This is a genomic window from Inquilinus ginsengisoli (assembly GCF_050434925.1).
Taxonomy (GTDB): domain Bacteria; phylum Pseudomonadota; class Alphaproteobacteria; order DSM-16000; family Inquilinaceae; genus Inquilinus; species Inquilinus ginsengisoli_B.
The window spans coordinates 7,335,550-7,352,684 of sequence record NZ_JBNDJK010000001.1; the positions used below are offsets into that span (position 1 = coordinate 7,335,550).

General features: G+C 68.4%; 17 protein-coding genes. 5 read left to right on the plus strand and 12 right to left on the minus strand.

All coding sequences use genetic code 11. The features are described from left to right. Positions 1 to 21: 21 nt before the first annotated feature. Positions 22 to 165: a hypothetical protein gene (locus tag QFZ27_RS34375; protein ID WP_429231032.1), complete on the minus strand. Its 144-nt coding sequence runs from the start codon at positions 163 to 165 to the stop codon at positions 22 to 24. Here QFZ27_RS34375 and QFZ27_RS34380 point away from each other — a divergent pair. After that, positions 148 to 1,566 carry an isochorismatase family protein gene (locus QFZ27_RS34380; protein WP_429231034.1) on the plus strand — a complete coding sequence of 473 codons (1,419 nt, stop codon included), beginning with the start codon at positions 148 to 150 and terminating at the stop codon, positions 1,564 to 1,566. The two genes, QFZ27_RS34375 and QFZ27_RS34380, sit on opposite strands and share 18 nt — an antisense overlap. A 288-nt stretch (positions 1,567 to 1,854) precedes the next feature. Here the strand turns inward: QFZ27_RS34380 and QFZ27_RS34385 are convergent, their stop codons facing one another. Both QFZ27_RS34385 and QFZ27_RS34390 read right to left on the minus strand, forming a co-directional pair. Then, positions 1,855 to 2,406: a YbhB/YbcL family Raf kinase inhibitor-like protein gene (locus QFZ27_RS34385; RefSeq protein ID WP_429231036.1), complete on the minus strand. Its 552-nt coding sequence runs from the start codon at positions 2,404 to 2,406 to the stop codon at positions 1,855 to 1,857. A 490-nt stretch (positions 2,407 to 2,896) separates the two neighbouring features. After that, complete coding sequence (locus QFZ27_RS34390) at positions 2,897 to 3,067, minus strand: VOC family protein (RefSeq protein WP_429231037.1); 171 nt, start codon at positions 3,065 to 3,067, stop codon at positions 2,897 to 2,899. A 240-nt stretch (positions 3,068 to 3,307) separates the two neighbouring features. On the opposite strand from QFZ27_RS34390, the gene QFZ27_RS34395 reads away from it, so the two are divergent. Then, positions 3,308 to 4,657, plus strand: coding sequence for an FAD-binding oxidoreductase (locus QFZ27_RS34395; protein ID WP_429231038.1), 1,350 nt, complete (start codon positions 3,308 to 3,310; stop codon positions 4,655 to 4,657). A 4-nt stretch (positions 4,658 to 4,661) separates the two neighbouring features. Beyond that, a complete protein-coding gene (locus QFZ27_RS34400; protein ID WP_429231040.1) occupies positions 4,662 to 5,444 on the plus strand; it encodes a FadR/GntR family transcriptional regulator in 783 nt (260 codons plus the stop codon). A gap of 16 nt (positions 5,445 to 5,460) precedes the next feature. Here QFZ27_RS34400 and QFZ27_RS34405 read toward each other — a convergent pair whose 3' ends face one another. From QFZ27_RS34405 to QFZ27_RS34425, 5 genes are all read right to left on the minus strand, one after another. Continuing rightward, positions 5,461 to 6,189 (minus strand): ABC transporter ATP-binding protein, encoded by a 729-nt coding sequence (locus QFZ27_RS34405; protein ID WP_429231041.1) that lies wholly within the window; start codon positions 6,187 to 6,189, stop codon positions 5,461 to 5,463. Beyond that, positions 6,186 to 6,905, minus strand: coding sequence for an ABC transporter ATP-binding protein (locus QFZ27_RS34410; protein WP_429231042.1), 720 nt, complete (start codon positions 6,903 to 6,905; stop codon positions 6,186 to 6,188). The genes QFZ27_RS34405 and QFZ27_RS34410 overlap by 4 nt, the downstream gene beginning before the upstream one ends. A gap of 2 nt (positions 6,906 to 6,907) precedes the next feature. Then, the gene (locus QFZ27_RS34415) at positions 6,908 to 7,915 is read right to left on the minus strand and encodes a branched-chain amino acid ABC transporter permease (RefSeq protein ID WP_429231044.1); all 1,008 of its coding nucleotides are present in this window, start codon (positions 7,913 to 7,915) and stop codon (positions 6,908 to 6,910) included. Positions 7,916 to 7,920: 5 nt separating this feature from the next. Further along, on the minus strand, positions 7,921 to 8,790 hold the full coding sequence (locus QFZ27_RS34420; RefSeq protein WP_429231046.1) for a branched-chain amino acid ABC transporter permease: 870 nt from the start codon (positions 8,788 to 8,790) through the stop codon (positions 7,921 to 7,923). 109 nt (positions 8,791 to 8,899) lie between these two features. Beyond that, the gene (locus QFZ27_RS34425) at positions 8,900 to 10,108 is read right to left on the minus strand and encodes an ABC transporter substrate-binding protein (protein WP_429231047.1); all 1,209 of its coding nucleotides are present in this window, start codon (positions 10,106 to 10,108) and stop codon (positions 8,900 to 8,902) included. 347 nt (positions 10,109 to 10,455) lie between these two features. Here QFZ27_RS34425 and QFZ27_RS34430 point away from each other — a divergent pair, with 347 nt between their 5' ends. Beyond that, positions 10,456 to 11,442 (plus strand): aldo/keto reductase, encoded by a 987-nt coding sequence (locus QFZ27_RS34430; protein ID WP_429231049.1) that lies wholly within the window; start codon positions 10,456 to 10,458, stop codon positions 11,440 to 11,442. A gap of 13 nt (positions 11,443 to 11,455) precedes the next feature. After that, positions 11,456 to 12,316 carry an amidohydrolase family protein gene (locus QFZ27_RS34435; protein ID WP_429231050.1) on the plus strand — a complete coding sequence of 287 codons (861 nt, stop codon included), beginning with the start codon at positions 11,456 to 11,458 and terminating at the stop codon, positions 12,314 to 12,316. Between the two features lie 255 nt (positions 12,317 to 12,571). Here the strand turns inward: QFZ27_RS34435 and QFZ27_RS34440 are convergent, their stop codons facing one another. From QFZ27_RS34440 to QFZ27_RS34455, 4 genes are all read right to left on the minus strand, one after another. Further along, positions 12,572 to 13,363, minus strand: a complete 792-nt coding sequence (locus tag QFZ27_RS34440) for an SDR family NAD(P)-dependent oxidoreductase (protein WP_429231052.1) — start codon at positions 13,361 to 13,363, stop codon at positions 12,572 to 12,574. Between the two features lie 19 nt (positions 13,364 to 13,382). Further along, positions 13,383 to 14,333: an ABC transporter permease gene (locus QFZ27_RS34445; RefSeq protein ID WP_429231054.1), complete on the minus strand. Its 951-nt coding sequence runs from the start codon at positions 14,331 to 14,333 to the stop codon at positions 13,383 to 13,385. A 268-nt stretch (positions 14,334 to 14,601) separates the two neighbouring features. Next, positions 14,602 to 16,104 carry a sugar ABC transporter ATP-binding protein gene (locus QFZ27_RS34450; RefSeq protein ID WP_429231056.1) on the minus strand — a complete coding sequence of 501 codons (1,503 nt, stop codon included), beginning with the start codon at positions 16,102 to 16,104 and terminating at the stop codon, positions 14,602 to 14,604. A 4-nt stretch (positions 16,105 to 16,108) separates the two neighbouring features. Then, entirely contained in the window at positions 16,109 to 17,131 is a 1,023-nt protein-coding gene (locus QFZ27_RS34455; protein ID WP_429231058.1) for an ABC transporter permease, read from the minus strand. Between the last annotated feature and the right edge of the window lie 4 nt (positions 17,132 to 17,135).

Genomic DNA, 17,135 nt, shown 5'->3' on the forward strand with positions numbered 1-17,135 from the left:
TCCGTGTCTGGCGCGCCCGGCTCAATAGGCCGCGCGGTAGATCGCCAGGATGTCGTCGCGCGTCAGGTCGCGCGGGTTGTTGTCGAGCAGCCGGCGGATCGCATGCGCCTCCTCCGCCATGCGCGGCAGGTCGTCTTCCGGCACGGCATGGGCCGACAGCCGCATCTCAAAGCATTTCGCGTCCCGACCATTATCACCAGCGTCATCTCTGATCGTGGCGGCTTTATCTTTCCGCAGATCACCGATGTCTTCCCCGACCAGGAAGTGATCGATCGCACCACCCTCAACACCTGGGAAGACAAGAAGGTCGTCGATGTCGTGAAGGCGACGGGCCGCAAGCAGTTGATCATCGCAGGCCTCTACACCGAGATCTGCGTCGCGATGCCGGTGATCCACGCCCTCGGAGACGGTTGGGACGTGACGGTGGTCACCGATGCATGCGGCGGGGTTTCCCTCGAGGCTCATGAGGTAGCCATCCAGCGTATGATCGCCGCCGGCGCCAATGTGATGACGTGGCTGGCGCTTGCGTCCGAATGGCTGCGCGACCATGCGCGAGCCGAGCATACCGCCGAGTTCGTGGAATTGCTCAAGGAGCATGCGGCGGGCAGTGGCATCGCCTTCCTGTGGGAGCAGCAGCTGCTCAACACCCCTCGACCTGATGTGAGCTTGGTCCTAACGTGCGCCCGCCGAGGGGATCTCCCGCATCTTCGTCCGGAAGCGTACTATCTCCAGGAGTGGCATAGGGAGGCGCCGATGCCGATCTTCCTGGACCGGCACGATCTCAGAGGACTCACGGCCGCCGATATCGCCGAGGCACATCGCAAGGACCTCGAACTCCAGTCACACTATGGGGTGCGCTTTCAGACCTACTGGTTTGACGAAGCGCGCGGCACGGGATTCTGCTTGATCGATGCCCCGGACATCGAGACGGCGATGAAGGTGCACGCGGAAGCCCACGGCAATGTGGCGGTCGATGTGATCGCCGTAGACCTCTCGGCAGTCGAGGCCTTTCTCGGCCGCGTCACCGACCCGTCCCCCACAAGCCAGGCGACATCGACGCCGCACGACACTGCCTTCCGGGCGGTCATGTTCACCGACATCGTCGGTTCGACGGCCATGGCAACAAGGCTGGGCAATGCCCGAGCGGTGGAAATGGTGCGCGCTCACGACGCTCTGGTTCGTCGAGCGCTGCAGGACCAGGCGGGCCGCGAAGTCAAGCACACCGGGGATGGGATCATGGCGGCGTTTGGCGACGTCGTTGCGGCGGCGGATTGCGCTTGCGGCATACTGCGGGCTTTCGAGGCCTTCAATCTTGCGAGCACCGAGAAGCTCCGGCTGCGGATCGGGCTCGACGCTGGGGAGCCGATCACCGACAGCAACGATCTGTTCGGCACCACCGTCAATTTGGCCGCACGCCTTTGCCAGTCCGCCGATCCGGACTCGATTCTCGTTTCCCGGACTGTTCGGGACATGCTCCCCGACCGGTTTGGCGTGAGCGAGCTTGGGTCCCGGTCAATGAAGGGGTTTCCCGTGCCGGTCGTCGTCTATTCAATCGCTTGGCAGTGAGGCTTCTCGGCGTAGCGCACAGCCTCGTTCTCGTTGAATCACGCCACCTTCTCAGGCCGGAGGGCGCCATAAGGAGACGTCGCGTCGGCATCTCGATAGGAGACGGCACACGAATCCACAGGGTTCTGCGCCTTCCCGGCCATAGCGGAAATTGCGCTGTCCTGACGGGCGGTCTCGGAAGGACTTATTGCCTTCGATCGCAAGGCCACGCGCGACCATCCATACATTTTCTAATCTTCAATTTTGATTACGTATAGTTGCGATCGACCGGTCAACGTCCGCCGAAAACTAGCGCCCATACTGAGCGATCAGGCTGGCGCGGCCGATCTCGGTAGTGTGCAGGGCGAGGCCAACCATGGCCGCTGAGATCTGCGGATCGACCGGCAAATGTGCCACCGGCAAGGCATGGACGGTGAAGACATAGCGATGCGGCGCATCCCCCTGGGGCGGGCATGGGCCGCCATAGGAAGCCGTGCCGAAATCGGTTCGGCCCTGCGTCGCTCCGATAGGGAGCCCCGTTCCGGCCAAACCGCCGGCGCCGCGCGGCAGCGATGCGGCGGTCGCCGGAATGTCTGCCACGACCCAGTGCCACCATCCGCTGCCGGTTGGTGCGTCCGGGTCGTAGACGGTGACGACGAAACTCTTCGTTCCCGCCGGCGCGCCCGACCAGGCCAGGGCCGGTGACGCGTTGCCACCGGTGCAGCCGAAATCATTCAGCACGAAGGTTTTGGCCAAGGTGCCGCCGTCGGTCACGTCCGGGCTCGTCAGCCGGAATTCTGCCGCCGGGGATTCCGGCGCTGCCGCCAGAGCGACGTACATGACCGCGATACCGATCCGCATGATGTTCTCCATGGCTTTGAGGGGCTACCAGTGGATCGACGGTTTCTCAAAGCGCCATGGCACCACGGCACGTCTTGCCTGGTCCCCGTCGGACCATCATACCCAGCGAGCGAAGGTTATCGGAGACACCGATGCTGCGTCGATCAGTCGAAAGCTGCGGTGCGGCACATCCCATGGCGAGGGAATACTAGCCTGACGGCTAGAGCACGAAAGCGAGCTCACAGCCTTAAGCTCTCACTGAACTTGCCAAAAGTCATGACGCACGCGAGCCGGATCGGGCTGGCCGGAATGGCTGCTTCGGAGGAGCGGGCCTATCCTGAGCAGACACGATACGGACGTCCCGTCGTGATCCACCATACCAATGGAGTGCACTGGATTGGAGTGCACTGGATCGCTTTTGCCGGCATTTCGAAGCGGTCTGTGGATTTCCAAACCGAAGCCCGTAGCTTTCGCCAGCAGCAATCACTGAGGCGTTTGCAAAGGAAATCCACTACCCAACGACATAGCCGACAAAGGCCAGAGTGAAGCGTCCTTCCGGGAAATCCTCCCGCCGCAGCAGCCGCATGCCGAGCACGCCAGTATAGAAGGTGATCGATTTCTCAAGGTCGAACACACGGATCATCGTGCGCATCATCTGGAAGCGGCCTTGCGTCTCGCTCATCGGGGTACTCTCCAAGGGCGGTGTCCGTCGCCAGCGCTATCAGGCGCCGGCGTTCATCGTGGCGTCATCACGGCTTGAAGACCGCGTTCACTTGTATGATAACAGTACGACACTCTTTGTTGCCCAGCCACAAATTCCGAGTCGCAATTGACCATATCCTCATGCCCGCCGCACGCAGATGCGATCGCAGCGCTAAGGGACATCCTGCCCGGCGATGCGCTGTTGACCGGGGAGGAGGATATGGCGCGCTACAGCCGCGATTCGTCCGGCGACCATTTTGGACGGCCGCTGGCGGTGGCCCGGCCGCGGTCGGTCGCGGAGGTGTCGGCCCTGATGCGGCACTGCTGGCAGTCCGGGCTGCGGGTGGTGCCGCAGGGCGGCCTGACCGGCCTCGTCGGAGCCGCGGTGGCGGCGCCGGGCGAGGTCGTGGTCAGCCTGGAGCGGATGAATACGGTGCGCCAGATCAGCCCGATCGACTTCGCCATGGTGGTCGAGGCCGGCTGCATCCTGGAGGACGCGAAGACCGCGGCCGACGCGGTCGACTGCCTGCTGCCGATCACCTTCGGCGCCCAGGGCACCTGCCGGGTCGGCGGCAACGTCTCGACCAATGCCGGCGGCTTCAACGTGCTGCGCTACGGCATGACCCGCGACCTGGTGCTGGGGCTGGAGGTGGTGCTGGCCGACGGCCGCGTCTGGAACGGGCTGAAGGTGCTGCGCAAGGACAATCGCGGCTATGACCTGAAGCAGCTGTTCATCGGCGCCGAGGGCACGCTGGGGATCGTCACCGCCGTCGCCTTCAAGCTGTTCCCGAAGCCGACCCAGGTCGAGACCGCGCTGGTCGGCCTGGCCTCGGTCGAGGATGCGATGGAGCTGTACGCCCGGGCGCGGCGGGGCTGCAGCGACCTCTTGACCGCCTTCGAGCTGATCCTGCGCGACGGCATCGAGGTGGCGCTGCGCGCCCGGCCGGATTTCCCGGATCCGCTGTCGCAGGCCTACCCCGCCTATGTGCTGATCGAAGCCGCATGCGGCGGCACGGTCGACCTACGCGGGCTGATGGAAAGCTTCCTGGGCGGGGCCGACGACATCATCCGCGACGGCGTCGTCGCCTCCAGCCGCGCCCAGGGCGAGCGGCTGTGGCTGTATCGCGAGACCATGGTCGAATCCCAGGGCCGCGGCGGGCGCTACCTGCGCACCGACGTGTCGGTGCCGATCTCCGGGATCGCCGATTTCATCGCTGCGGCGCTGCAGGCGGTGCGCGGCAAGCATCCGGAGGCGATGGCCCTGGCCTATGGCCATGTCGGCGACGGCAATGTCCATTTCAACGTCATCCCGCCACAGGGCCAGGACCCGGCAGCGATGGACGTCCTGTTCCACAGCGCCGAGGAACTGATCTTCGAGGTGGTCGACCGGCTGGGCGGCAGCATCAGTGCCGAGCACGGCATCGGCCGGGTCAAGCAGCACGCCTTCCTGGAGCGGATCGACGCCGTGTCGCTGGACCTCGCCACCCGGCTGAAGCAGGCGCTGGACCCAAAGCATATCCTCAGCAATGGGCGTATCCTGCCAGGGGACTCGGCAATGCAGGACATATGATGCGATGGTGCTGAAGCTCGACAAGGTCAGCCGCGGGCCGCATCTGCCGACCCTGGTCGCCAGCTCGATCTCGCGCGAGATCGCCCGCGGCCGGCTGAAGCCGGGCGACCAGCTGCCGACCGTGCAGGCGCTGGCCGAGACCTTCGGCGTCAGCCGCAACGTGGTGCGAGAGGCGATCGCCCGGCTGGGGTCGGAAGGGCTGGTGTGGTCGCAGCAGGGGCGCGGCGCCTTCGTTGCCGAGGCCCCGAAATCGACCGTGCTGAAGATCGACCACGCCACGCTGCAGCAGGATGGCGATGCCTTCCGCAGCCTGTTCGAGCTGCGCGGCGCGCTCGAGGTCCGCGCCGCCGCTTTGGCGGCCGACCGGCGGACGGCCGACGATCTCGACGCCATGCGCCAGGCGCTGGCGACGATGACCGCCTCGCCCTATGGCAGCGTCGCATGGCTGGAGGCCGACCTGGAGTTCCACCGCGCCATCGCGGCGGCGACCCGCAACGACTATCTGGTGCAGTTCATCGGGTTCGTCGCCGAGCGGGTGCGCCAGAGCATCCTCGCGGCCGGCGACCAGCACCCGTCCGAGGACATGGCCCAGGCGACGCTGAGCGAGCACGACCGCATCCTGGTGACGATCGAGGCGCAGGACGGGATCGAGGCGCAATGGGCGATGCAGGCCCATCTGAACGGCGCGGCCCAGCGCGTCGGCCTGCCGTCCGACGAGACCGCTCTGCCCGCCCCGCGCCGGGCCCGGAAGGCTGCGGCCGTTCCCGCCGCCGGCGCGCGCCGCTGAGCTGTCGGCGCGCGGCTCAGGCGGAGGCCGGCGCCCCGCCGAGATAGAGGTCCCGCATCAGTTCCGCGTTCCTCAGCTCGGCGATCGGCCCCGAGGCGACGATGCGGCCCTGCTGCATCAGATATCCATGCGTGGCCACACCCAAGGCAAGGCCCGCATTCTGCTCGACCAGCAGGATCGAGGCCCCGAACCGCTCGCCGATGGCCAGGATGATGGCCTTGATCTCCTTCACCATCAATGGCGACAGGCCCAGCGACGGCTCGTCCAGCAGCAGAACGCGCGGCCGGGCCATCAGACCGCGGGCGATCGCCAGCATCTGCTGCTGGCCGCCGCTGAGCGACCCGCCCTTGTCCCGCCGCTTGGCGGCGAGGATCGGGAAGAATTCCTCCATCAGCCGGACATCGGCGTCGACCGCCGCCTGGTCGCGCCGGGCATAGGCGCCGAGCAGGAGATTCTCCTCCACGCTCATCTCGGCGAAGATGCGCCGCCCCTCCGGCACCAGCACCACGCCCTGCTTGGCCATGGCGTCGGGCGGCTGGCCGGTGACGTCGCGGCCGTCGAAAACGACGCTGCCGCCGCGCGGCTTCACCAGCCCGGCGATCATGCGCAGCAGCGTGGTCTTGCCGGCGCCGTTGGGACCGAGGATGGTGGCGATCTCGCCCTGGCCCAGCGCCAGCGAGACGTTGCGGTTGACCGTGGTCGGGCCGTAGCCGGTGGTGACGCCGGAGACCTGCAGCAGGGTCACAGCGCCCCTCCCAGATACACTTCGAGCACCTTGGGGTCGGCCAGCACCTCGGCGGTCGGGCCGTCGGCGATCTTGCTGCCGAAATCCAGCACCACCAGGCGGCGGCACAGGCGCTGCATCAGGCTCATGTCGTGGTCGATGACGCAGACGCTGATGCCGTGGCCGGACAGCTGCCGCACCAGATCGACCAGCGCCGTCGTCTCCTTGTCGTTCAGGCCTGCCGCCGGCTCGTCCAGCAGCAGCAGTGCCGGCTGCGTCGCCAGCGCCAGGGCGATGCCGAGCAGGCGCAGGCTGCCGAAGGGCAGCACCCCGGCGGTCTCGTGCCGCAGCGCCTGCAGGCCAACGAAGCCGATCAGGTCGTCCGGGGTGGGCCAGGGGAAGGCCTCCGCCGACGACCGGCAATGCTCGGTGGCGATCTGCACGTTCTCGAACACGCTGAGGCCGGGGAAGGCCATGGCCTGCTGGAACGTGTGGGCGATGCCGGCATGCGACACGGCATGGGCCGGAACCCCGGTCATGTCGCGGCCGCGCCAGGTGACGGTGCCCGCGGTCGGCTTGTGCACGCCGGTGATGACGTTGAACAGCGTGGTCTTGCCCGACCCGTTCGGCCCGACGATGCCGAGGATCTCGCCCTCGACGATGGTCAGGTCGACCCCGGCCAAAGCGGCGACGCCGCCGAACTGCTTGCGCAGGCCGCGGATCTCGAGCGCGCCCATGCTCAGCCCTCCCCTTCGGCGCGCGCCGGCTTGCTGGAGGTCCGCTCCGCCGGATCGCGCTGCGGCACCAGCCGGCGCCACAAATCGAGCAGCCCGCCGATCACGCCGTTCGGCAGCAGCAGGATCACCGCGATCAGGCAGATGCCGTAGAGGATGCGGGACTGCACCGGGTCGAGCGCGAACAGCTCCGGCAGGAAGGCCACCAGGATGCCGCCGGCCAGGGGCCCCAGCAGCAACCGGGCGCCGCCGATCATCACCATCAGCGCCAGGTAGATGCTGGGGAAGGAGGCGAACTGGCTGGGTGAGATGTGGCGCAGGAAATAGGCCAGCAGCACGCCGGAGATGCCGGCGAAGACGCCGCTGACGACGAAGGCGCCGATCTTGTGCCGCCCGACATTGATGCCGAGCGAGGCGGCCAGCTTCTCGTTCTCGCGGATCGCCCGCAGCGTGCGGCCGTAGCGGGAATGGACGATGACCCAGCTGGCGACAGCGGCCAGCGCCACGAAGCCGAGCGTCAGCAGGTAGAATTGCGGCAGCGGGTCGAGCCCGAGGCCGAACAGCTGCACCGGCTGCCCCAGGTCGAGCCCGGTGGCCCGGCCGGTGAAGTCGCCGCCATTGGTCAGGACGATGGTCAGCAGCTGGCCGAAGGCGAAGGTCAGGATCACGAAATGATGGCCGCTGACCCGGAGCGACGGGAAGCCGACCACCGCCGCCAGCAGCGCCGTGGTCGCCGCGGCGCAGGGCAGCGCCGCCCAGAAGTCCAGGCCGAGGTCGCGGGCCAGAATGGCGGCGGTGTAGGCGCCGACGCCGACCAGCGCGGCATGGCCCATCGACAGGATGCCGGTCTGGCCGAACAGCACCGACAGTCCGTACAGCGCCACGATGTTGATGCCGGCGGTGATCGCCAGCGACAGCAGGCGATTGCTGGGGCCGAGCGCCGGCACCAGCGCCAGCAGCGCAAACAGGACCAGCGCCAGCACCAGTCCCCTGAGGGGCGAACGGGAATGCATCGGGATCATGTCACTCGGGGGCCGGAGGTGCCGCCGAACAGGCCGTGCGGCCGGACCAGGAGCACGATGATCATCAGGGCGAAGGAATAGGCGTCGGTCCATTCCGACAGGCCGTAGCCGGCGCTGAAGCCCTCGACCAGGCCGAGGATCAGCCCGGCGACCACGGCGCCGGTGAGGTTGCCCAGGCCCCCGATCAGCGCCACGGCGAAGCCCTTCATCACGATGGTGCCACCGGTGAAGGGGGTGATCGGGAACAGCGCGATCAGCAGGCCGCCGCCGAGGCCGGCCAGGGCGCTGCCGAAGACGAAGACGCCGGTGATGTAGCGCCGCACCGGGATGCCCATCAGCGCCGCGGTGTCGCGGTCCTCGACGCTGGCGCGCAGGGCGCGGCCATAGCGGCTGCGGGTGATCATAAAGAAGGTCAGCGCCACCACCGCGGCAGTGATCACGATCACCATCACCCGGACCGCGGCGATGCGCACGCCGCCGACGTCCCAGATCATGGTCAGCGGCCGCGGGATGCTCTTCTGGTTGGCGTTCCAGAACAGGATGACGATGTGCTGCAGCACCACGATCAGCCCCAGCGACACGATGAAGCCGTTGGTCGGCCGGTCGAGGGTGAAGCGGAACAGCCCGCGCTCCAGCACCAGGCCCAGCAGCGCGACGGTGGCGATGCCGGCGACCAGCGCCAGCGGGAAGCCCCAGCCGGCGCCGACTGCCAGCCAGGTGACGATGCTGCCGACCATCAGGAACTCGCCATGGGCGAAGTTGATGATGCCGGTCAGGCCGAAGATCAGCGTGACGCCGACCGCGATCAGCGTGATCACGCTGGCGATCGACAGCCCGTTCAGGATCTGCTGCAGGAGGATGTCCAAGGCGGGTCCCGGTGCGAGGGGGGTCGGCCTGCCGGAGGGCGTCGGGTGGGGAGGACTACCCTTCGGCAGGCGGATGCCGGCGGCGCTGGGAGACGCCGCCGGGGTCGGGTCACATCGGCGCGTCGGCCGGTGGCTGCTGCATGGCGCAGGAGATCTTGCCCTCCGGGTCGGCGACGCAGACCTCGGTGGCGTGCGTCACCTGGTGGTGGGCGTTGAAGCTGAGGTCATCCGAGACCACGCCCTGGTGGTGCAGCACCAAGAGCGCGTCGACCACCTTGTCCGGGTCGAAGCTGCCGGCCTTGGTCCAGGCCTCCGCCAGCATGTGGACGTAGTCGTAGTAGAGCAGCGAGACCGAGGAGGTGACGCCCTTCGGCGCGCCGGCCGCGAAATAGGCGTCGAAATAGGCCTTGGCCTTGGCGTTGGAGGATTCGCCCCAGCACACCGGCACGCAGCTCATCGCCACCGGCACGTCGGCCGACAGCCCCCGCTCCTTCCAGATGCCGGGGTCGACGCCGAACAGGAAGTAGCTCGGCGCCACCGCCAGCTCCAGCGCCTGCGGCAGCGCCGTCAGCGTCGAGTCGCCGTTGTACCAGAAGTGCACCACGTCCGGATTCAGGCTCTTGGCCCGGGTCAGGATCGGCGAGAAGTCGGTGGTGTCGGGCGGGTAGAAGATGATGTCCGGCACCTCCTGCCCTTCCGCCTTCAGCGCCTTGATGTAGTAGGAGGACAGGAACTGCCCGGTGGCGTCGTTGCCGGCGATGATCACCGACTTCTTGATCGGGTGGTCGACCAGCGGCTGCAGCAGGCTGAGCACGCCGCGGGCGGTGCTGCCGCTGCGCTGGAACTCGCGCGGCTCGGACTGGAACAGGTAGTGGGCCTCGCCGCCCGGGGCGACCGCCGCGTCGGTCAGGATGGTGTCGAGCGTGCTGTTGCCGGCGAAGTGCAGGATCTTGGCCGGCTGGGTGATCTTGGCCATGGCCAGGGTGAAGTCATGCGACTCCGACCCGAAGATCGCCTTCACCCCGACATCGCGCACCAGCTCCTGCGTCGCCGCCACGGCGGTGCCGATGTCGGTGCGGTCGTCGCGGCGCACCAGCTCGATCTTGTAGGTCTTGTCGCCGACCTTCACGCCGCCGGCATCGTTGATCTCCTTCACCGCCAGGCTGACGCCGGCCGGCAGGGTGTGGCCGGCCGAGACGAAGGAGCCGGATTCGGCCGCCACCACGCCGATCTTGACCGTGTCCTCGGCCATGGCGGGCCCGGCCAGTGCGCAGGCGGCCAAAGCGAGAAGCAGATGTCCTCTGGAGAATGTCGTCATCGAGCGAAGCCTCCCGAAAGCCTCTGTTAATTACATGGTTATCATACAACCATACGACCTGATTTGCCTGATGTGTCAAGGGTGGCGATCGGCGATGAAGGTCAAAGCTATGGCGGGTTTCGCAAAGAGACGTCGCCATGCTCAAGAACGTCATGGCAAGGCGCGCAGCGCCGTGGCCGTCCAGAGTCGCTCCCGCTGGATGGCCACGCTCCTGCGGGGCTCGCCATGACGGTGGTCGATACAAGCTGGTATCAGCAGCTGATCCCGAGATCACACTTGCCAGGACATCGAAGGTTGTATGATAACCCTGCGACCTGATCGATCAAGGCAACTGCATGGAGGCGGGGATGCGCAGCAGGGACTTCGGACGGACCGGTCGCAAGGTCAGCGAGATCGGCTTCGGCGCCTGGGCGATCGGGGCCAGTTGGGGCCATGTCGACGAATCCGACGCGCTGGCGGCGCTGCACGAGACGCTGGATGCCGGCGTCACCTTCCTCGACACCGCCGACGTCTATGGCGACGGCCGGTCGGAGCAGCTGATCGCCCGGGTGCTGAAGGAGCGCGGCGGCGACCGCCCCTTCGTTGCCACCAAGACCGGGCGCCGCCTGCCGAAGCAGGAGGTCGCGGGCTACAGCCTGGAGACCATGTCCGGCTTCATCGACCGCAGCCTGAAGAACCTGCAGGTCGACACGCTGGACCTGGTGCAACTGCACTGCCCGCCGACCGACCTGTACTACCACCCCGAGGTGTTCGGGTCGCTGGACCGGCTGGTCGAGCAGGGCAAGATCCGCAACTACGGCGTCAGCGTCGAGCGGGTCGAGGAGGCGCTGAAGGCGATCGAGTATCCGGGCGTCCAGAGCATCCAGATCATCTTCAACATCTTCCGCCAGCGCCCGGCGGAGCGGCTGTTCGCCCTGGCGCAGGAGAAGCAGGTCGCGATCATCGCCCGGGTGCCGCTGGCCAGCGGCCTGCTGTCCGGCAAGTTCCGCGCCGACACCAAATTCGAGTCCACCGACCACCGCCAGTTCAACCGCAACGGCGAGGCCTTCGATGTCGGCGAGACCTTCTCCGGCGTGCCTTATGAGAAGGGCCTGGCGGCGGTGGAGCGGGTGCGGCCGCTGGTCGGCGGCGACACCACCATGGCCAAGTTCGCGCTGCGCTGGATCCTGATGTTCGACGCCGTCACGGTCGCCATTCCCGGCGCCCGCAACGGGGCGCAGGCCCGGTCGAACGCCGAGGCCGCCGCCCTGCCCGCACTGCCGGAAGCGACGATGGCCGAGCTGCGCGCGATCTACGACCAGGACATCAAGCCCTTCGTGCATCAGCGCTGGTGAGCGGAGCGGGCCCATGGCCATCACCATCGACTCGCACCAGCATTTCTGGGACCCGGACAAGGGCGATTATGGCTGGCTGAGCGGGCCCTTCGCCCCGCTCCGCCGGGTCTTCGCGCCGGCCGACCTGCGGCCGGCGCTGCAGGGCAACGGCGTCTCCGGCACCGTGCTGGTGCAGACCTGGAACGACCTCGGCGAGACCTGGGACTTCATCCGCACCGCCGAGGCGACGGAGTTCGTCGCCGGGGTGGTCGGCTGGGTCGACCTGACCGACCCGGACGTGGGCGAGACCCTGGCCGAGTTGAAGGCTTCGCCGGAAGGGCGCTGGCTGGTCGGCATCCGCCACCTGATCCATGAGGAGGCGGACCCAAACTGGCTGCTGCGCGACGACGTCCGCCGCGGCCTGCGTGCGGTGGCCGATGCCGGGCTGGTCTACGACCTGGTGCCGAAGCTGCCGCATTTGCCCGCGGTGCTGCGCACGGTGGCGGACTTCCCGGACTTGCGCTTCGTCCTCGACCACATCGCCAAGCCGGACATCAAGGGCGGCGGCTTCGAGCCCTGGGCGGCGCTGATGCGCGGCTTCGCCATCCACCGCGACCATGTCTGGTGCAAGCTGTCGGGCATGGTCACCGAGGCCGACTGGGAGCATTGGTCGCCGGACGACCTGACGCCCTATGTGGCCGAGGCGCTGCGCATCTTCGGCGTCGACCGCTGCATGTTCGGCACCGACTGGCCGGTCTGCCTGGTCGCCGGCAGCTACGGCCAGGTCGTCGGCGCGCTGAGGACCTGCCTGGAGCCTCTGACAGAGGCCGAGCGGGACCAGATCTTCGGCCGCTCGGCGATCGAGGCCTACCGGCTGCCCAGCCTGTACGACTGACGCCGGGGCGCGGGAATTTCGACGGCGGGATGGCCAGGGACGGCCACCCGGTTGTCGATTCTTGCTCTTATACCTGCTGCCTTTGAGATCGACTCTCGGCCCCTTCCTCGTCATGGCGAGCGAAGCGTGGCCATCCAGTCCTGCAGCCGGAACGAACCCCACCATTCTGGATGGCCACGCCCCTGCGGGGCTCGCATGACGGGGAGGGACTGCAAAGTGGATCTTAGGGGCTACTCGCAAGAGACGCCCGCCCGGCTACAGCGTCTTCAGCATCCCGCCATCGACGAAATAGGTCGACCCGACGCTGTAGCTGGCCTTGTCGGAGCACAGGAAGACGAAGAAATGCGCCAGCTCCTGCGGCGTGCCGAAGCGCTTGATGGCGGCGTGCTCGTCGGCCACGCCCTGCAGGTAGCCTTCCCAGTCGCCGCCGCTGTCCGCGGTCAGCTGCTTGGCGGTCTTGATCCAGTCCGGGGTCAGGATCAGGCCCGGATTGACGCAGTTCACGCGGATGTTGTCCTTCACCACCTCGGTGGCGAGGGTCTTGGAGAACATCATCAGCGCCGATTTGGTGACGTTGTAGATCGGCTCGTACCACAAGGGCTGCACCGCGCAGATCGAGGCGTTGTGCAGGATCACGCCGCCGCCGCGCCGCTTCATGCCCGGCACCAGGCCGCGCGCCAGCCGCACCGCCGCCATCACATGCAGGTCCCAATAGGCCTGCCACTTCTCGTCCGGCGCCTCCAGGATCGTCTCGTTCGACCCGGTGCCGGCGTTGTTGATCAGGATGTCGGCGCCGCCGAATGCCTTTTCTGCCGCTGCCACCAGCGCATCGGTGCCCGCGCTGGTGGCGACGTCGCAGGCCACCGCCAGGGTGCGCACGCCGTGCCGGTCCGCCAGCGCCTTGGCCTCGGCCTTCAACCTTTCGGCCTGGCGGGCGGCCAGCACGATATGGGCGCCTTCGGCCGCCAGCCCGTCGGCCACGGCCAAGCCGATGCCGACGCTGGCACCGGTGATGATGGCGACCTTGCCGCCCAAGCCGAGATCCATGGCTGTTCCCCCTGCCCTTCTACTTCGCGATCAGGATCTTGCCGCGGTCCAGGGTGATGGCCACGGCAAGGATGAGGACGGTGCCGAACACCATCTGCTGGGCGAAGATGTTGACGCCGAGGAAGGTCATGCCGATGCGCACGACCGAGACGGTCAGCGCCCCCACCAGGGTGCGGCCGATGCCGCCGATGCCGCCGGTGATCGCGGTGCCGCCGACCAGCACCGCCGAGATCGCCGGCAGCAGCAGCTGGTTGGCGACCGTCGGCGACCCGCTGGCCAGCCGCGCCGCCAGCAGGATGCCGGCCAGGGCGGCGAAGGCGCCGGACAGGACGAAGGCCAGGATCTTGTGCCGGTTGACCCGGATGCCGGCCGCCCAGGCCGCCGGCTCCCCCGCCCCGATCGCCAGGCTGTAGCGGCCGAAGCGGCTGTAGCGCTGCAGGTAGACGCCGATCGCCAGCGCGACCACGCCGACGCCGATGATGTTGGGTACGCCGGCGGTGCTGCCGGTGATCCAGTCCAGCAGCGCCCGCGTCTCGGCCGGGATGGCGATGTTGCGGGCGTCGGAGATGTAGAGCGCGACACCGCCGACCACGCCGCCCGAGGCCAGGGTGGCGATGAAGGACGGCACCCGCAGCCGGACATGGACGACGCCGCTGACCAGCCCGGCCGTGGCCCCCGCGGCCAGCGCCACAGCGAAGGCGCCGACACCGATCTGCGGCAGCAGCAGCGCGACGATGACGGTCGACAGCGAGGCCACCGACGGGATCGAGAGGTCGATGCTGCCGAGCAGGATGACGAAGGTCACCCCCGCGGCCAGGGTGAACAGGGTGGTGGTGTCGGCCAGCACGATCAGCAGCGTATCCGGCGTGCCGAAGCCCGGCTCGGCGATGGCGATCGCCACCACCAGCAGCAGCAGGAACAGCGCCGGCGCCGCGCTGCGCAGGGAAGCGGGATCGAGCAGGCGGGTCATGGCGCGGCCTCCGCCGATGGGAGGATCAGAACGCGCGTTGCCTCTCCCGCCACCCGAGGCGCTTCACCTTCAGGATCTCCCCCTCCCCTTACGGGAGGGGGTAGGGAGAGGGGTCTGCGCGCGTCGGCGCGCGGATGGCTAGGGCGTCGCGGCCAGAACGGTGACAGGCTGGCCGACCGCCGGCTCCGGTCGAGACAGCCCCCTCCCCCTACCCCCTCCCGCGGGGGGAGGATGATTTCTGCAGCAGCGAGCCTGTGTCCCAGCGCGCTCATACCATGTGTCCGATCAGGTCGACCTGGGCCGGCTTGCGGCCAGGTTCGGCGCTCAGCCGGGCGGTGATGGCGCCGTCGCGCATCGCCAGCACGGTGTGGCTGAGGCCGATCGTCTCCTCCAGCGTGTCGGCGATCAGGATCACCGAGAGGCCCTCGGCGCACAGCGTCCGGATCAGGCGGAACACCTCCTCCTTGGCGCCGACATCGATGCCGCGGGTCGGGTGGTCGAGGATCAGGATCCGCGACTGCGCCGTCAGCCACTTGGCCAGCACCACCTTCTGCTGGTTGCCGCCCGACAGCGACAGGCAGGCCGCGTCCGGCCCGGCGGCGCGGATCGCCAGCCGCTGGGTCCAGTCCTGCGCCAAGGCGCGCTCGCGGCCGCGGCTCAGCCCCATCGGGCCTTCTGCCACCTCCAGCCGCGCCAGGGTCATGTTGGCGGCGACCGACAGCATCATCACCAGCCCCTCGACCCGGCGCTCGCTGGGGATGAACCCGATGCCGTGGCCGACCGCGTCGGCCGGGGAGCCGAAGCGCACCGGCTTGCCGCCGACCTCCAGCGTCCCCGCCGTGGGCTGGACGAAGCCGAAGAAGCTGCGCACCAGCTCCTCCCGCCCCGAGCCGATGACGCCGGCGATGCCCAGCACCTCGCCGCGGCGCAGGCTCAGGTCGATGTCGCGGTACTTGCCCTCGCAGCACAGCCCCCTGGCCTGCAGCACGATCTCGTCCTGCGGCGGACGTTGTTCCGATTCCCGGTAGTATTCGGCATGGACCTCGCGCCCGACCATGATCCGGTGCAGGGTCGGCCCGTCGGCCTCCGCCGCCGGCATCTCGGCGACCACGCCGCCATCCTTCATGACGTAGATGCGGTCGCTGATCGCCAGCACCTCGTCCAGCCGGTGCGAGACGAAGACGAAGCTGGCCCGGCTCTTCAACGCCCGGATTCGGGCGAACAAGAGGTCGATCTCCGCCTGCTCCAGCACCGAGGTCGGCTCGTCCAGCAGGATCACCAGGTCGCCTTCGACCCGGTCCTCCAGCGCCAGCGCCTTGGCCAGCTCGACCATCTGGCGGGCGGCGAAGCTGAGGTCCTGCGCCCGGGTCGCCGGGTCGATGTCGAGCCCGACCTTCTCCAGCTGCCGGCGCGCCGCGGCGTTCAGCCGCCGCCAGCCGATCAGGCCGAGGCGGATGAATTCCCGCTCCTGACCCAGGAAGATGTTCTCGGCGACACTGAGGTTCAGCAGCAGCGACTGCTCCTGGAACACCATGGCGATGCCACGGGCATTGGCCTGGCGCGGATCGGCCAGATGCAGCGCCTGGCCGTCGCGGCGCAGCTCGCCGCCGGTCGGCTGCTGTACCCCGGCCAGGATGCGCATCAGCGTCGACTTGCCGGCGCCGTTCTCGCCGACAAGGCCAACCACCTCGCCCGGCCGGATCTCGACATCGACACCCTTCAGCGCCTGGACGCTGCCGAAGGATTTCTGGAGGGCGATGGCCTGCAGCATGGCGTCACTTCACGATGCGAAGCTGCGACCGGTCGAGCGACAGCGCGACCGCGGCGATGATCATCAGGCCCTGGGCGGCCTGCTGCAGATAGGGCGGGATGCCCAGCAGCACCATGCCGTTGGCCAGGACGGCGACGATCAGCACGCCGATCAGCGCGTTCAGCACACCGCCCTGCCCGCCCATCAGAGAGGTGCCGCCGACCACCACGGCGGTGATCGTGGTGAACAGCCGGCCGGTGCCGATCTCGGCATTGGCCAGGCCCAGCTGCGCCGCCGCCAGCACGCTGGCCAGGCCGTAGAAGGTGCCGGCCAGGGCGAAGGCGATGACCTTGGTGCGCCGGATCGGCACGCCGGACAGCGCCGCCAGGTCCTCGCCCCCGCCGATAGCGTAGACATGGCGGCCGAAGCGGGTCTGGGTCTGGATCACCCAAGCCACGCCCAGCGCCGCCAGCGCGATCCAGACCGACAGCGGCATCCCGGCCAGCCGGGTCAGGGCCAGGGCGCGGATGTCGGGGTCGAGGATCCGGACCGAGCCGCCGCCGAGCAGGATGGTGGCGGTGCCGAGGCCGATGAACCAGCTGCCGATCGTGGCCATGAAGGACGGGATCCTGAGGCCGACATGGAGCGCGCCGTTCAGCAGCCCCATGGCGGTGCCGGCGGCGACGGCGACCGGCACGGCGGCGAGGCCGAGGCCGGCCCCACCGCTGGAATCATTCGCCACCAGCAGGGTCAGCACGATCGCCGCCACCGCCAGCATGCCTTCTATCGACAGGTCGATGCTGCCGAGCAGGATGATGAAGGTGGCGCCGAGCGTCAGCACCAGCGGGATCGAGGCGGCGGTGGCCACCCGGACGAAGTTGCCGGTGCTGAGGAAGTTCGGATTGGCCAGCCCGAGCAGCAGGCACAGCGCGACCAGCACGATCAGCGGCGCCGCCAGACGCAGGCGCCGCTCCAGCTTCGCCCGGCCGGCGGTGGCGCGCGGCCGGGCCGCGGCCGCCGCCGGTGCGGTGTGGGACTGCACGGACACGGGA

Coding starts and splice junctions, on each gene's coding strand:
- QFZ27_RS34375 (WP_429231032.1), bottom strand. CDS start 165: ATGCGGCTGTCGGCCCATGCCGTGCCGGAAGACGACCTGCCGCGCATG.
- QFZ27_RS34430 (WP_429231049.1), top strand. CDS start 10,456: ATGCGCAGCAGGGACTTCGGACGGACCGGTCGCAAGGTCAGCGAGATC.
- QFZ27_RS34435 (WP_429231050.1), top strand. CDS start 11,456: ATGGCCATCACCATCGACTCGCACCAGCATTTCTGGGACCCGGACAAG.
- QFZ27_RS34445 (WP_429231054.1), bottom strand. CDS start 14,333: ATGACCCGCCTGCTCGATCCCGCTTCCCTGCGCAGCGCGGCGCCGGCG.
- QFZ27_RS34410 (WP_429231042.1), bottom strand. CDS start 6,905: ATGGGCGCGCTCGAGATCCGCGGCCTGCGCAAGCAGTTCGGCGGCGTC.
- QFZ27_RS34385 (WP_429231036.1), bottom strand. CDS start 2,406: ATGCGGATCGGTATCGCGGTCATGTACGTCGCTCTGGCGGCAGCGCCG.
- QFZ27_RS34390 (WP_429231037.1), bottom strand. CDS start 3,067: ATGAGCGAGACGCAAGGCCGCTTCCAGATGATGCGCACGATGATCCGT.
- QFZ27_RS34395 (WP_429231038.1), top strand. CDS start 3,308: ATGGCGCGCTACAGCCGCGATTCGTCCGGCGACCATTTTGGACGGCCG.
- QFZ27_RS34440 (WP_429231052.1), bottom strand. CDS start 13,363: ATGGATCTCGGCTTGGGCGGCAAGGTCGCCATCATCACCGGTGCCAGC.
- QFZ27_RS34380 (WP_429231034.1), top strand. CDS start 148: ATGGGCCGACAGCCGCATCTCAAAGCATTTCGCGTCCCGACCATTATC.
- QFZ27_RS34415 (WP_429231044.1), bottom strand. CDS start 7,915: ATGCATTCCCGTTCGCCCCTCAGGGGACTGGTGCTGGCGCTGGTCCTG.
- QFZ27_RS34425 (WP_429231047.1), bottom strand. CDS start 10,108: ATGACGACATTCTCCAGAGGACATCTGCTTCTCGCTTTGGCCGCCTGC.
- QFZ27_RS34400 (WP_429231040.1), top strand. CDS start 4,662: ATGGTGCTGAAGCTCGACAAGGTCAGCCGCGGGCCGCATCTGCCGACC.
- QFZ27_RS34450 (WP_429231056.1), bottom strand. CDS start 16,104: ATGCTGCAGGCCATCGCCCTCCAGAAATCCTTCGGCAGCGTCCAGGCG.